The 13,805-nt window shown below is 70.9% G+C and carries 10 protein-coding genes; 4 read left to right on the forward strand and 6 right to left on the reverse strand.

Features of this window, described 5'->3' with window-relative positions; genetic code table 11:
- Positions 1–158 precede the first annotated feature (158 nt).
- Complete coding sequence (locus LQ757_RS12090; protein WP_231047498.1) at positions 159–2,486, forward strand: ATP-binding protein; 2,328 nt, start codon at positions 159–161, stop codon at positions 2,484–2,486.
- Positions 2,487–2,689: 203 nt separating this feature from the next.
- Here the strand turns inward: LQ757_RS12090 and LQ757_RS12095 are convergent, their stop codons facing one another.
- The 4 genes from LQ757_RS12095 to LQ757_RS12110 form a co-directional block, all read right to left on the reverse strand.
- Entirely contained in the window at positions 2,690–4,441 is a 1,752-nt protein-coding gene (locus tag LQ757_RS12095; protein ID WP_231047499.1) for a glycoside hydrolase family 35 protein, read from the reverse strand.
- 74 nt (positions 4,442–4,515) lie between these two features.
- Positions 4,516–5,862: an ABC transporter substrate-binding protein gene (locus LQ757_RS12100; protein ID WP_231047500.1), complete on the reverse strand. Its 1,347-nt coding sequence runs from the start codon at positions 5,860–5,862 to the stop codon at positions 4,516–4,518.
- A 122-nt stretch (positions 5,863–5,984) separates the two neighbouring features.
- Positions 5,985–6,794, reverse strand: coding sequence for a carbohydrate ABC transporter permease (locus tag LQ757_RS12105; RefSeq protein WP_372459662.1), 810 nt, complete (start codon positions 6,792–6,794; stop codon positions 5,985–5,987).
- A 119-nt stretch (positions 6,795–6,913) separates the two neighbouring features.
- Positions 6,914–7,828: a carbohydrate ABC transporter permease gene (locus LQ757_RS12110; protein WP_231047501.1), complete on the reverse strand. Its 915-nt coding sequence runs from the start codon at positions 7,826–7,828 to the stop codon at positions 6,914–6,916.
- Between the two features lie 109 nt (positions 7,829–7,937).
- Here LQ757_RS12110 and LQ757_RS12115 point away from each other — a divergent pair, with 109 nt between their 5' ends.
- Positions 7,938–8,972, forward strand: a complete 1,035-nt coding sequence (locus LQ757_RS12115; RefSeq protein ID WP_231047502.1) for a LacI family DNA-binding transcriptional regulator — start codon at positions 7,938–7,940, stop codon at positions 8,970–8,972.
- An 11-nt stretch (positions 8,973–8,983) separates the two neighbouring features.
- Here LQ757_RS12115 and LQ757_RS12120 read toward each other — a convergent pair whose 3' ends face one another.
- Complete coding sequence (locus LQ757_RS12120; RefSeq protein WP_231047503.1) at positions 8,984–10,513, reverse strand: ATP-dependent DNA ligase; 1,530 nt, start codon at positions 10,511–10,513, stop codon at positions 8,984–8,986.
- A 244-nt stretch (positions 10,514–10,757) separates the two neighbouring features.
- Between LQ757_RS12120 and abc-f the strand changes: the two genes are divergently transcribed.
- Entirely contained in the window at positions 10,758–12,410 is a 1,653-nt protein-coding gene (abc-f, locus tag LQ757_RS12125) for a ribosomal protection-like ABC-F family protein (protein ID WP_231047504.1), read from the forward strand.
- Positions 12,411–12,436: 26 nt separating this feature from the next.
- Here abc-f and LQ757_RS12130 read toward each other — a convergent pair whose 3' ends face one another.
- Complete coding sequence (locus LQ757_RS12130) at positions 12,437–12,886, reverse strand: VOC family protein (protein WP_231047505.1); 450 nt, start codon at positions 12,884–12,886, stop codon at positions 12,437–12,439.
- 195 nt (positions 12,887–13,081) lie between these two features.
- Here LQ757_RS12130 and LQ757_RS12135 point away from each other — a divergent pair, with 195 nt between their 5' ends.
- Complete coding sequence (locus tag LQ757_RS12135) at positions 13,082–13,798, forward strand: GntR family transcriptional regulator (RefSeq protein ID WP_231047506.1); 717 nt, start codon at positions 13,082–13,084, stop codon at positions 13,796–13,798.
- Positions 13,799–13,805 lie beyond the last annotated feature (7 nt).

Here is a 13,805-nt window from a genome sequence, read left to right on the forward strand (position 1 = left end):
GCCCCGGTCGCACTGGTCGCCCCGGTCGCACCGGTCGCCCCGGTCGCCCCGATCGCCACGGTCGCCCCGGTCGCCCCGGTCGCCCCGGTGACATCGTGGCCGCCGAACGGGCACGAAAACCCGTGCGGCGCAGGGCGCGCCGTTCTAGACTGAGCGCCGTGTCGACCCGTGAAGACACGCTGACCCCTCGCGAGAGCGCGGTCCTCGCCGCAGTCGAGCGGCGACTGAGCAACCCCGAGATCGCGGCGGAGTTGTTCATCTCGGTGCGCACCGTCGAGAGCCACATCGCGAGCCTGAAGCGCAAGCTCGGCGCCGAGAGCCGGGGCGAGTTGATGGCGGCGGCCGGCGAGCGACGCGAGCGGGCGGCATCCGTTCGCCTTCCGCACAACGCGTTCGTCGGCCGTGAGGCCGACCTCGCCGCCCTCGGCGCGCTGATCGACGACCACTCGTGGGTGACCGTGGTGGGCCCGGGCGGTGTCGGCAAGACGCGGCTCGCGCTCGAGTTCGCGAGCATGGACGAGCGCGTGCCGGTGGTCGTCGAGCTCGAGCATGCCGAGCCCGGCGACGTCGTCGCCCGCATCGCGCGGGCGCTCGACCTCGAGGCCGGTCCGGGCAGCGACGTGGCGTCGTCGGTGTCGCTCGCGCTCGCCACCCACCCGTACCTGCTGGTGCTCGACAACGTCGACCGGGTCGGTGTCGCAGTCGGCGAGACGGTCGCGCGGGCGCACGCCACCGCGACGGCGCTGCGGGTGCTGACCACCTCGCGCACGCCGATCGGCGACGCCGGCGAAGCGGTCTATGCGCTCGCGCCGCTCGCGGTGGGCGACGAGCATGCCCCCGCCGTGACGATGTTCCTCGACCGGCTCGCGGCGGCCGGGCGAACCGAGGCGGCGCCGATGCGTCTCTCGGCATCGCGCGCGTCGCCGGGCGAGGTGGAGCTCGCGGCCGAGGTCTGCGCTCGTCTCGACGGGCTGCCGCTCGCGATCGAGCTCGCGGCGGCCGTCGCGCGCCACCTCTCGCTCGCCGAGCTCGCCTCGCGCCTCGAGCGCGACTTCGCCACCCTCGACCGCGCGGTGCCCGAGGGGCGGCATCGCACCCTCGAGACGGCGTTCGAGTGGACCTGGGACCTGCTGACCGACGAGGAGCGCGAGGTGCTCTGCCGGCTCGGCGCGCTGCCGCGCACGTTCGACGTCGACCTGGCTGCCGCGGTCACGCATCCGGGTGCCGAAGGGGTCGTACTGCGCCTCCTCGACCACTCGCTGATCGTGCCTGCGGGCGGACACCCGAGGCGGTTCCGCCTGCTCGCCGTCACTCGTGAGTTCGTGCGCTCGCGCACCGATCCCGAGATCATCCACGAGGTGCTGCGGCAGCACGCCGAGTACCTCGACCAGAGCGTGCTCGTGTTCGTCGCGACGGCCCGCACCGACAGCAGCCTCGAGGCCGTGCACCGGTCCGAGACGCTGTGCCCCGAGGTCAACGCCGCGCTGCGGTGGGCGCTCGCGGCGCGGCATCCGGCTGCGGTCTCGCTCGCGAACTCGCTCTCGATCGGCGTCGAGCAGTTCGGATCCGACGCCGACAGCATCCGCACGCTCGCGATGGCCGCGCACGACGAGGGCTTCCTCGCGGCCGCCTCCCCGTCGCAGCTGCTGTCGATCGGCACCGCACTGGCGTTCATGGACGTCGCGCTCGTGAGCGAACTCGCGCAGCGCGCCCTCGCGCTGGCGGCCGACGATCACGACCTGCTCGCGGCGCACCACCTCGCCGGTCTGGCCGACGCCTACGCCGAGCGCCACGACTCGGCGCTCGAGCACCTCGACGAGGCCGCCCGTCTCGCCGCCGCACAGCACGAGGAGTGGGATCTCGCTGCCGTGCGCCAGATGCGGGGCCTCGCGATGCGCGACTCGACGGTCGAGGGGGCCCGGCGTGCGATCGCCGAGTTCGAGGCCGCGATGCGCGGCTACGCGCTCGCCGGCGATGAGATCCACGTCAACAACACGCGCTACATGATGGCGCACACCGCCGCCGAGGCCGGCATCGAGCTCGACCGCGCGGCGCAGTGGGCGGCCGAGTGCGTCGACTACGCGCACTCGATCGGCAACGAGCACGAGCTCGCGCACGCGCAGCTCGTGCAGGCCACGCTCGGTTCCGATTCACCGGGCGAGCTCGAGGGGCTCGTCGGCAGGTTCCGCAGGCTCGGCGACCTCCGGTGCGTCACCCGCGGCCTCGTGCTGCGTGCCGAACGGGCGACACCGCTCGAGCGCGTCGCCCTGCTCGACGAGGCGCTCGGGGTCGCGGCAGACGCCGGCGACACCGCCAAGCAGATCGCGATCCTCTCGCGCCTCGTCGAGGTGCGCTGGTCGCTCGACGACCGCCAGGGTACCCTCGTCGCGCTGGATCGACTCGCCGCCGTCGGCGGGCCGGATGTCGCAGCCGAGGCGTGCCCGCACGAGCTCGCCGATGCAGTGGTGGGCGCGAGGGCGGGGTGACGCGCGCGCCTTCCCTGCCCCCGCGCGCGAAAACAGGAACTCTCGCGCGACACGCCGTCGCGATCGCCTGTTTTCGAGCCCGCTACGGCGTGTCTTCCTGTTTTCGGTACGAGCGGAGGCGCGGAACCCGGCCGCCGACACGTCGCCTGGAGCCCGGGTAGCCGCCGGTGCCCGCCGCCGGTGCCGGCCACCAGCGACCGGCGTCAGAAGTCGGTGTGGCCCAGGTCGGGGCGCGCGACGAACCGCAGCGTGGGCCGGGCCGCTCCATGCAGCTCGAGCACGATGATCTCGTTGGCGCCCGCCGTGAGGAACGGGGCGGGCACGTAGAGCGTACGCTGGGGGCCCGCCGACCAGTACCGGCCGATCATCGACCCGTTGATCCACACGACGCCCTTGCCCCAGCCGCTGGTGTCGAGGAAGAGGTCGGCGGGCGCGTCGAGTGTGAATCCCCCGCGGCGATACGCGGGCCCGACGACAGGTCCATTCGGAACGAGACGAGGTCGCACGGCATCGAGCCGGCCGATGTCGAGGGGGCGCACGCACCAGCGCCCGAGCGTCTGGCCGTTCAGTCGCGCCGAGCCGATGAGGCCCTTGGCCTCGCCGATGCGGGGGCCGTAATTGACCCGGCCCTGGTCCTCGACGAGCACGTCGAGCCGACCTCGCACGTCGTCGGGGAGGCTGATCGCAGACGCGCGCTGCTCGCGCTCGAGGACGCCGACCGGTCGCTGATCGACGAAGACGTGGGCGCGGTCGCGCACTTCGTCCACGTCGAACACGGCGGAGCCGTCCGCCGCGATGTCCGCCGAGTACAGCACGAACCCCTCGAAGATGCCGAGGTCGTCCATCGTGGGGAGTTCGTCGTGCGGCGACTGCTCGCCCAGGTCGTCGGTCACGCTCCACAGCGAGGCGTGGCCCTCGAGCTCGACCACGAGTTCCGGGGCGGGACCGGACATCGCGGGCTTCTCGTCGGGGACGGGTGCGTAGCGCGCGATGACCTCCCGGAACGCCCAGTACTTGGCCGTGGGGTCGCCCGCCTCGTCGAGCGGGGCATCGTAGTCGTAGCTCGTCACGTACGGCTGGTAGGCGCCCTTGTCGTTGGCGCCGTTCGTCAGGCCGAAGTTCGTGCCGCCGTGGAACATGTAGATGTTGACGGATGCCCCTGCGGCGAGCAGCACGTCGAGCTCGCGAGCGGAGGATGCGGCATCCGTCGTATGGTGGTGCGCGCCCCAGTGGTCGAACCAGCCGCACCAGAACTCGCTGCACATGAGCGGTCCGGTCGGCTGGTGGCGGCGCAGCGTCGCGAGGCGCTCCGTCACGCGGGAGCCGAACGACGCGGTCCTGTGCAGGCCGGGGATGCTGCCGCGCTCGAGCATCTCAGGCTGCGGCTGGTCGACCGTGATGAACGGCACGGTGAGGCCGATGCCTCGATGGAGCTCGACGAGCCGCTCGAGGTAGCTCGCATCGTCGCCGTAGGCGCCGTACTCGTTCTCGACCTGCACGAGCACTACGGGGCCACCGCGATCGACCTGGCGGGGCACGAGGATCGGGGCGAGCTGGTCGAGGTACTCCGCGATGGCGTCGAGGTACTGCGGTTCGTTGCGTCGCACACCGACCGACGGGTCGGTGAAGAGCCACGAGGGCAGGCCGCCGTTCGTCCACTCGGCGCAGATGTAGGGTCCGGGGCGCACGATGGCGTGCATGCCCTCGGCCGCGATGAGATCGAGGAATCGCCCGAGGTCGAGCCGGCCGGTGGTGTCGAACGTCCCACGCTGCGGGGCGTGCGCGTTCCACGCCACGTACGTCTCGATGGTGTTGAGCCCCATGAGACGCGCCTTGCGAAGGCGGTCGGCCCATTGCTCGGGGTGCACTCGGAAGTAGTGCATGGCACCTGAGATGATCTGGTGGGGTCGGCTGTCGAGCAGGAAGTCCTGCTCGCCGATGGTGATGGTCGCCACGTGGTGATTCCTCGGTTCAGGCTGGAAGGGCGTGGGGCCGGCTGTCGCCGGCCGCACGCCGGGTGATCGCAGTGCTAGTCGTTCTCGACGGTGAAGCCCTGCTCGTTGCCGTAGTCGGTGCTCGCCTCCTGCCATGCGGCGAGGCCCTCGTTGAGGTCGCCCTTCGACGCGTAGGCCTGCCCGACGGTGTCGCCGAAGATGCTGTTGGCGTACGTCTGGAAAGGCAGGTACTGCCACCCGGGTACGACGTCCTTCGCGGCCTGGACCAGCACCTCGTTGATCTGCTGCCCGCCGAAGTACTCGCTCTCGTAGCCGAGGAATTCGTCGGACTCGAGGTCGGCGAGGGTCGACGGGAAGCCGCCATTCGCTGCGTGGATCGCGGCGCCCTCGGGCCCGTTCAGGAACTCGAGGAATCCGTAGGCGACGAGCTTGTTCTCGCTCTGCTGCAGCACCGCGTCTCCGCCGCCGCCGTTCTCGGCCGCCGCGGGCGAGCCGTCGTAGCTCGGCATCGGCGCGACTCGCCACTCGCCGGCTCCATCGGGAGCACCGGACTCGAGGTTCGCGGGCATCCACGCTCCGATGACGAGGGTCGCGATGCTGCCATCGCCGAGCGCCTGGAACCACTCGTCGCTCCACGACGGGACGGGTGCCACGAGGTCGTTCTGCACGAGCCGGTTCCATGTGTCGGCCCACTTCGTCGAGCCCTCGTCGGCGAAGTCGATCGTCACGTTCTCGCCGTCGACGCGGTAGGGCTGGCCGCCGGCCTGCCAGATCATGCTCGTCGTGAAGCCCGCATCGCCGATGTCGTTCGTGATGTACGCGTTCGGGTCGGCGGCGTGGATCTTCTCGGCTGCGGCGATGTACTCGTCCCAGGTGGTCGGCACTTCGATGCCGTGTCGCTCGAAGACATCCGCGCGGTAGAACATGGCCATCGGGCCGGAGTCCTGCGGCAGCGCGTAGATGCCCCCGCCGATCGCGACGGAGCCCCACGTCGAGGCCGTGTAGTCGTCTTCGAGCTCACCTGCGCCGAAGTCCGTGAGGTCGACGAACGCATCGGAGAGGGCGAACTGCGGCAGCGCGTAGTACTCGACCTGGGCGACGTCGGGAGCGCCGGTGCCGGCCTTGATCGCGTTCTGCAGCTTCGTGTAGTGGTCGTTGCCGGTGCCCACGTTCTCGAGCTTCACGTCGATCTGCGGGTACTTCTCCTCGAAGGCCTCGACGATGGGCTCGAGCTGCGGCGCCCAGCCCCACACTGTGATGCTCGACTCCTCCTGGAGGGCGGCGGCGATCTCCTCGGCGGTCGCGCCGGTGGCATCTCCGGAGCCCTGCTGGGCGCCTGGTGCGCACGCGGCGAGCGTGGCGGTGAGCGCCGCGGCGGTCGCGAGCCCGACCCAGCGGCGGGTGCTGCGGTGTGCGGTCATGGTGTTCCCTTTCACTTCGATGTGCGGTTGAGAGTGCTGATGAGCAGGACTGCTCGGTGGAGCGATGAACGCGAGGTCGCCACGTGTCGTGCGGGGCCGCGCGGTGTCGGCAGTGGCATCCGTCACTGCTTGACGCTTCCCGCCGCGAGCCCCGACTGCCAGTAGCGCTGGAGCACGAGGAACGCGACGATGATCGGGATGATCGTGAGCAGTGAGCCCGTGATCACCAGGTTGAAGATCGCTTCGCCGCCGGCGGTGAACGCCTGGGCGTTCCACGCGTTCAAGCCGACGGTGAGGGGGTACCAGGTCGAGTCGCTGAGCATGATCAGCGGGAGGAAGTAGTTGTTCCACGTCGCGACGATGGTGAAGAGCAGCACCGTGACGAATCCCGGCGCGAGCAGCTTGGCGGAGATGGTGAAGAACGTCCGGAACTCTCCCGCGCCGTCGATGCGCGCCGCCTCGAGCAGTTCGGTCGGGACGGCGTCGATCGCGTAGACCCAGATGAGGTAGAGGCCGAAGGGGCTGATCAGCGAGGGCAGGATGATCGCCCACGGGGTGTTGGTGAGCCCCATCTGGCTGAACATGAGGAACGTCGGCACCGCAAGCGCAGTGCCCGGCACCGCGACCGCGCCGAGCACGACGGCGAACACCGCGCGGCGACCGGGGAAGTCGAACTTCGCGAGGCCGTACCCGGCGAGCGTCGCGAGCAGGGTCGCCCCGCCTGCACCGAGCACGACGTAGAGCACGGTGTTGCCGAACCAGCGCACGAAGGCGCCGTCGTCGTAGGTCAGGGTCTGCACGATGTTGTCCCAGAGGGCGAAGTCGCCCGAGAACCACAGTCCGAAGCTCGACAGGAGCGCCTGCTGGGTCTTCGTGGAGTTCACGACCAGCCAGAACAGCGGCAGCAGGGCGTAGAGCGCGAGGAGTCCCATCACGATCGTGAGCAGGATGGAGCGCCTCGGTGCCGTGCTGCTGCGGCGCTCCGTGGAGCGGAGTGCGGCCGGGCGGCGGCCGGCGAGCTTGGCGGGCTGGGTCATCGCGCGCGTCTCGGTCATCGTGTCCGCTCCTTCCGTGCGCCGGAGAGCTGGACCGCGTACGCGATGACGACGGTGATCAGCCCCATGATGATGGCGACCGCGGCCGAGTAGTCGAATTGCTGGCCGGCGAACGAGAGGTTGTATGCGTACATGTTCGGCGTGTAGTAGGTGCTGATCGCGTTCGGGGCGAGCGGCTTCAGGATGTTGGGCTCGTTGAAGAGCTGGAAGCTGCCGATCACGGAGAAGATGGCGGCGATCACGATGGCCCCGCGGATGGCGGGGATCTTGATGTGGCGGACGATGCGGAAGGCGCCCGCTCCGTCGAGGGCGGCCGCTTCGTACAGATCGGTCGGGATGACCCGGAGCGCGGCGTAGAAGATGAGCATGTTGTAGCCGACGAACTCCCAGGTGACGATGTTGCCGATCGAGGCGAGCACCCAGTTGGCCGAGAGCGGGGCAGGCAGATCGAGTCCGAGGAAATCGTTGATGTTGCCCACGAGCCCGAACCGGGTGCCGTACATGAAGCCCCACATGAGCGTCGCGACCACCGCGGGCACCGCGTACGGGAGGAAGACCGAGATTCGGAAGAAGGCGGCCAGGCGGAGTCGGCCGCTGTCGATCGCGAGCGCGGCGACGAGCGCGATGCCGAGCATGATCGGCACCTGCACGACGAGGAAGAGGAGCACGCGTCCGAACGCATCCCAGAACTTCGGGTCGGCGAGGGCTTCGGCGTAGTTCGCGAGTCCGACGAAGCTCGTGCCGCCGATCAGCTGCTCGCGGAAGAGGCTGAGGTAGATCGCATAGATCACGGGGGCCACGAGCACCAGGGCGAACACAGCCATGAACGGTGCGACGAACGCCCAGCCCGTCCAGTTCGGGCGGTCGCGGCGCACGGTCGCTGGAACCGGGGGTGCGGACGTCGCTGTCATCGTCTGTTTCCAATCGGGTTGCATGTTCACGTCAACATGCGATGCGACCACCGTAGCATGTTGACGTGAACATGCGCTACTGCCAGCATGGATGGATGAAGGAGCGAGCATGACGACCATCCGATCGGAAGCGACGTCCGCCCGCCGTCGCGGGCCGTCGATGGCGGATGTCGCGCGCGCGGCGAACGTCTCGGGCCAGACGGTCTCGCGGGTGTCGAACGGTCGCCACAACGTCGACCCCGAGACCCGCGAGCGCGTGCTCGAGGCGATGCGCAGGCTCGGCTACCGCCCGAACAGCGCCGCCCGCGCGCTCCGCTCGGGCCGGTTCCACAGCATCGGCGTGATCATGTTCACGCTGTCGAGCTTCGGCAACATGCGCACGCTCGACGCCATCGCGATCGCGGCTGCCGATGCCGGCTACTCGATCACGCTCATCCCCGTGCCGCATCCGACCCAGGGCGAGATCTCGGTCGCGTTCGACCGCCTCAGCGAGGAGGCGGTCGACGGCGTGATCATCATCGTCGAGGCGCACCTGCTCGACGAGAACGACGTCGTGCTCCCCGCCGGCCTGCCGGTCGTCGTGGTCGACTCGACTGCAGGCGACCGCTACCCCGTCGTCGACACCGACCAGGCGCACGGCGCACGCCTCGCGACCGAGCACCTGCTCGGCCTCGGACATCGCACCGTTTGGCACCTCGCGGGGCCCGAACGGTCGTACTCGGCCACCCACCGACGGGAGTCATGGGAGGCGACGCTGCGCGCCCACGGCGCCGACGTGCCGCGCGCGCTCGTCGGCGACTGGTCGAGCGAGTCCGGCCACGAGCTCGGGCTCCGGCTCGCGGCGGATCCCGAGGTCACGGCGATCTTCGCGGCGAACGACCAGATGGCGCTCGGCGTGCTCCGCGCCATGCACGAAGCGGGTCGCTCGGTGCCGGGCGACGTGAGCGTCGTCGGCTTCGACGACATGGAGGAGTCGCGCAGCTTCTGGCCGCCGCTCACGACCGTGCGGCAGTTCTTCGGCGAGGTCGGCCGCCGATCGGTCGAGGCGCTGCTGCACGAGGTCGAGTCGGGCGAGCGCGACGAGAGCATGCTCGTGGCGACCGAGCTCGTCGTGCGCGCGAGCACCGCAGCCCCGCGCGCCTGACCACGTCGTCATCACCCCCGCAGCAGCCCCCGCAACGCCTGGATCGTGTCTGCGTCTTCGGGCCGCTTGTCGTCGCGGTAGCCCTTGACGCGCGCGAAGCGCAACGCGATGCCGCCCGGGTAGCGGCTCGAGCGCTGCACACCGTCGATGGCGATCTCGACGACGACGACCGGTTCGATGAACACCGTCGACTCGGTGCGCCGCACCTCGAGTTGCGGGAACCGCTCGGTCTGCCATCGCAGCACCGCATCGGTGAGCCCCTTGAACGTCTTGCCGACCATGACGTACTCGCCCGGCTCACCGAACTCGCCCACGGGATCGAGTGCCCCGAGGTGCAGGTTCGACAGCCAGCCGGTGCGCCGCCCGTAGCCCCATTCGGCGGCGAGCACGACGAGGTCGTAGGTGTGCACGGGCTTCACCTTGATCCAGCTCGACCCGCGTCGCCCGGCCGCGTACGGCGAGTCGATCGCCTTGACGACGACTCCCTCGTGCCCGGCGGCAAGCGCCTCGGTCGAGACGCGTTCGGCGACCTCGGGATCGGCGGTGACTTCGCCGGGCATGCGGTGGCCGGGTGCGATGCGCTCGAGTTCAGCGAGGCGCAATGAGAGCGGCTCGTCGAGCAGGTCGCGCCCGTCGACGTGCAGCACGTCGAAGAACCACGGATGCAGCACCGTCGCACGCGCGCGCTCGGCGCCGAAGCGCGACATGGTGTCTTGGAACGGCCGCGGCCCGCCGTCTTCGTCGAGCGAGAGCGTTTCACCGTCGAGGATGACGTCGCGCACGGGCATCGCCCGCACGACCTCGACGACCTCGGGCAGCCGGTGCGTGATGTCGGCGAGGTTGCGGGTGAACACGCGCACCTCGTCGCCGGCGCGATGCACCTGGATGCGCGCCCCATCGAGCTTGAATTCGACGGATGCCTCGCCCACGGCCTCGACCGCCTCGCCTGGAGTCGCCGCCGTGGCCGCGAGCATCGGCAGCACCGGCCGCCCGACGACGAGGCCGACCGCGTCGAGTTCGTCGGCCGTGCCGGTGAGCGCGAGCCGCGCGGTCTCGCCGAGATCGCCCCGGAGCATCGCCGCTCGGCGCACCGCATCGCCCGGCCGGTCGGCGGCTCGCGCGATCGCGTCCATGAGCACGCCCTCGAGCGCGCCGGTTCGCATGTCGCCGATGAGCACCCGGCCGATGAAGTCCTGCTCGCGCTCGGTGGCCCGCACCGTCAGCTCGCGCAGCTCGCGGGCGCGCGCACCGCTCGACCCCGAGCCCGACCCCGACAATGCGGCCAGCCGGTCGAGCAGCGCGTCGAGATCGGCGATCGTGAGGCCCGGGTCTTCTGCCGGATCGCCCATCGCCGCCGCCAACCCACGCCACCCGACGCCCACCCGCCCCTGTCGCGCCCTGCCGACCAAGAACCCGACCGCCGGTGCGATCTCGTCGGGTTGGAGCCGGCCGAGGAGGTCGGCGAGCGCGTCGACCTTCGCCAACCGCGAGCGGGTCGCGGCGACGGTGTCGGTGGTCGTGACGAGCTCGTCGAGCAGCACGGGCTCAGTCTGCCACCGGCCGCCGACACGCGGGACGGATGTGCTAGCCTGCCGGGCAATGGGTACGTTGATCTATTCATAGGTGGGCGGCCGCGTCGAGCTCAGCTCCGCGGTCTCGTTCTGCGCCTTCGTGCGTGACCACCGATCGTTCCGAGCGTCGCTCATCGCTATCGCCTGCCGCCCATCCACCGGGCTTCGATACCGCGAGCTGGCACCGCGACCTCGGGTGTTCCGAAGGACTTCGATGTACCCGTCTACCTCCCAACTCTCATTGCACGCCGTCACGAAGCGCTTCGCCGATCGTCTCGTGCTCGACCGGGTCGATCTCACGGTGCGACCCGGCGAGCGCGTCGGCATCATCGGCGACAACGGCTCCGGCAAGTCCACCCTGCTTCGCCTGATCGCCCGCGACCTCGAGCCCGACAACGGCGACGTGCGTGTTGTCGCGCCCGGCGGTGTCGGGTATCTCGCGCAACAGGTCGAGCTCGCGACATCCGCCACCGTGGACGACGCGATCGGCGCAGGGCTCGCCGACCTGCGCGCACTCGAGGCCGACCTCGCCGCCGCCGAACGCGCGCTCGCGGGACTCGACGGCGACGCGCTCGCGGCGGCGCTCGGCCGGTACGGCGAGCTCGTCGATCGCTTCACGGCTCGCGACGGCTACGCGGCCGACGCCCGTCTCGAGGTCGCCCTCGACGCGCTCGGCGTCGGCGGCATCGAGCGCGGTCGCCCGTGGGCGAACCTGTCGGGCGGCGAACGCTCGCGCATCGCGCTGGCCGCGACGCTTGCTGCGGATCCCGAGCTGCTGCTGCTCGACGAACCCACGAACGACCTCGACGACGCCGCATGGGAATGGCTGCGGGCGCGCCTGCACGCGCATCGGGGCACGGTCGTCGCGGTCACGCACGACCGCGCGTTCCTCGACGAGCTCACCGACGTCGTCTGGGAGGTCGACGACCGCGGAGTCTCCCGCCACGGCGACGGCTACGCCGGCTACCTGGTCGCGAAGGCGACCCAGCGCCGCGAGGCGATCGAGGCGTACGAGACGTGGAAGGCCGAGCTCGCCCGCAATCGCGACCTCGTCGCGGCGAACGCGTCTCGGCTCGACGCGATCCCGCGCAAGCTCGACAAGCCGGGCATGGGCACCGGCGCGTTCCGCGCCCGTGGCCGCGACCACGGCGCCATGGGTCGCATCCGCAACGCGAAGGAGCGCATCGCACGCCTCACCGAGCACGCGGTCGCGCCGCCGCCCGAGCCGCTCACGTTCACGGCGCCGCTCGGTGGCGAACGCGACGAGACGGATGTCCCGGGCGCGGCGATCGCGCTCGACGACGTGCGGGTCGGGGATCGCCTCGCCGTTGATCACCTCCACGTCGAGCCCGGGGAGCGGGTGCTGATCACCGGACCGAACGGTGCGGGCAAGACCACGCTGCTGCGGCTCATCGCCCACGAGGCCGCACCCGACGCGGGCACCGTCCTCGCACCCCCGAGGGTCGGGCACCTGCGGCAGGCGAGCGCGATCGCCCCGACCGACGAGACCGTCGTCGAGGGGTTCGCGCATCGCACCCTGGTCGACCTCGACACGAGCGAGCAGACGCTCGGGTCGCTCGGACTCTTCCGCCCCGACGACCTGTCGATGCCGTTGCACGCCCTCTCATACGGCCAGCGCCGCCGGCTCGAGCTCGCGGTGCTCGTGACCGGCGGGCACGACGTGCTGCTGCTCGACGAGCCGACCAACCACCTCGCCCCCGCGCTCGTCGAGGATCTCGAGCGCGCGCTCGCGTCGTTCCCCGGCACGGTGCTGCTCGTGACCCACGACCGTCTCATGCGAGCCCGCTTCGCGGGGCGTCGCCTGCACCTCGAGGCCGGCGCGCTCGTCGAGCCGGCGGGGCGGTGATCGCGGCGATCGGAGCGCGCGGCGACCTACGCGGGCTCGGCGCCGGGCCCCATCGCGACCGTGCCGTCGGAGAGCACGGGCGAGATCAGCCCGATGATGTTGCGGTCGGGGTCGAGCAGGTAGCCGCCCCGGCCGATGCCCGGCCAGTCTGTGGCGGGCAGCGCTTCGGTGCCGCCCAACTCGACGCCCTTGGCCATGAGCCCGTCGACGTCATCGACGCCGACCACGATGTTGCATCCGTTGACCGGTGCCCTGACCTCAGGCGCCGGTCCCTCTCGCTGGGTGAGCCCGCCATTGATGCCGAGGCCGGGCTGCCCGGCGACGTTGCCGATGGCACCCTCGCCGGTGTCGATGACCCAGTACGGCGTGTCGGGGTCGTACCGGGTGAACTGCCACCCGAGCAGTTCGGAGTAGTAGTCGACGAGCCGCTGCGGCTCGGACGCGTGGATCTCGAAGTGCACGACGAGATTCGCCATGATGTTGCCTCCTCTGGATCGAACGGATACCTGGATCAACGAGTGCCTCGGACGACGGATGCATCGCGCCCCCGCCTGCGGATGCCGCACACGGTACCCCGCACGGGGGACATCCGCGAGCGCCGCCCACGATGCGACCGCCGGACGTCCGCGCCGGCTTGACATCGGTGCGGGACATCCGCTGCAATATATTGCATGCCGCTGCCTGCCACGCGCTCCGCCGAGCGCCCGAGTTCGCTGCGCGACTACGCCTATCGCGAGCTGCGCGACGCGATCGTCAGCGGCGAGCTCGAGCCCGGCGAGCGACTGCGCGACCCCGAACTCGAGCAGTGGCTCGGCGTCAGCCGCACGCCCATCCGCGAGGCGATCGCACGGCTCGAGACGGCCGGCCTCGTGCACACGCGCCGCGCGAAGCAGACGGTCGTCGCACCGCTCGACACCCGCACCGCCCTCGCGGCGCAGCGCATCGCCGCGGCACTGCACGAGCTCGCCGTGCGCGACGCGGTGCCGCAACTCACCGAGGCCGACCTCGACGAGATGCGGGCGGCGAACGCGCGGTTCGCCGCGGCACTGCAGGCGAACGACGTCGCCGCCGCGGTCTCCGCCGACGACGACTTCCACGGGGTCGCAGTGCGGGCGAGCGAGAACCCGCTGCTGCCGACGCTGCTCGAGCACGTCACGCCCCTGCTGCGGCGTCTCGAGCACGCCCGGTTCTCATCGCTCGCGGGGCGCGGGTCGGTCGACGACCACGACCGCATCATCGGACTCTGCGCGTCGGGGCACGCCGACGAGGCCGCGGCGGCTGCGCACGCGAACTGGTCGACGCTCGGCCGGCTGCTGCAACTCGACGAACCGCTCCACGAGTCACCCCGCGACGCGAGCACGACCGCGCCCGGGTCATCCGCCACCTGAACCCGCC

Source organism: Agromyces cavernae, assembly GCF_021044935.1.
GTDB lineage: Bacteria > Actinomycetota > Actinomycetes > Actinomycetales > Microbacteriaceae > Agromyces > Agromyces cavernae.

What these genes read in the sequence shown, in the direction of transcription:
- LQ757_RS12100 (WP_231047500.1), bottom strand. Translation starts at nt 5,862, where the DNA reads ATGACCGCACACCGCAGCACCCGCCGCTGGGTCGGGCTCGCGACCGCC.
- LQ757_RS12105 (WP_372459662.1), bottom strand. Translation starts at nt 6,794, where the DNA reads ATGGGACTCCTCGCGCTCTACGCCCTGCTGCCGCTGTTCTGGCTGGTC.
- LQ757_RS12110 (WP_231047501.1), bottom strand. Translation starts at nt 7,828, where the DNA reads ATGACAGCGACGTCCGCACCCCCGGTTCCAGCGACCGTGCGCCGCGAC.
- LQ757_RS12115 (WP_231047502.1), top strand. Translation starts at nt 7,938, where the DNA reads ATGACGACCATCCGATCGGAAGCGACGTCCGCCCGCCGTCGCGGGCCG.
- abc-f (WP_231047504.1), top strand. Translation starts at nt 10,758, where the DNA reads ATGTACCCGTCTACCTCCCAACTCTCATTGCACGCCGTCACGAAGCGC.
- LQ757_RS12130 (WP_231047505.1), bottom strand. Translation starts at nt 12,886, where the DNA reads ATGGCGAATCTCGTCGTGCACTTCGAGATCCACGCGTCCGAGCCGCAG.
- LQ757_RS12135 (WP_231047506.1), top strand. Translation starts at nt 13,082, where the DNA reads ATGCCGCTGCCTGCCACGCGCTCCGCCGAGCGCCCGAGTTCGCTGCGC.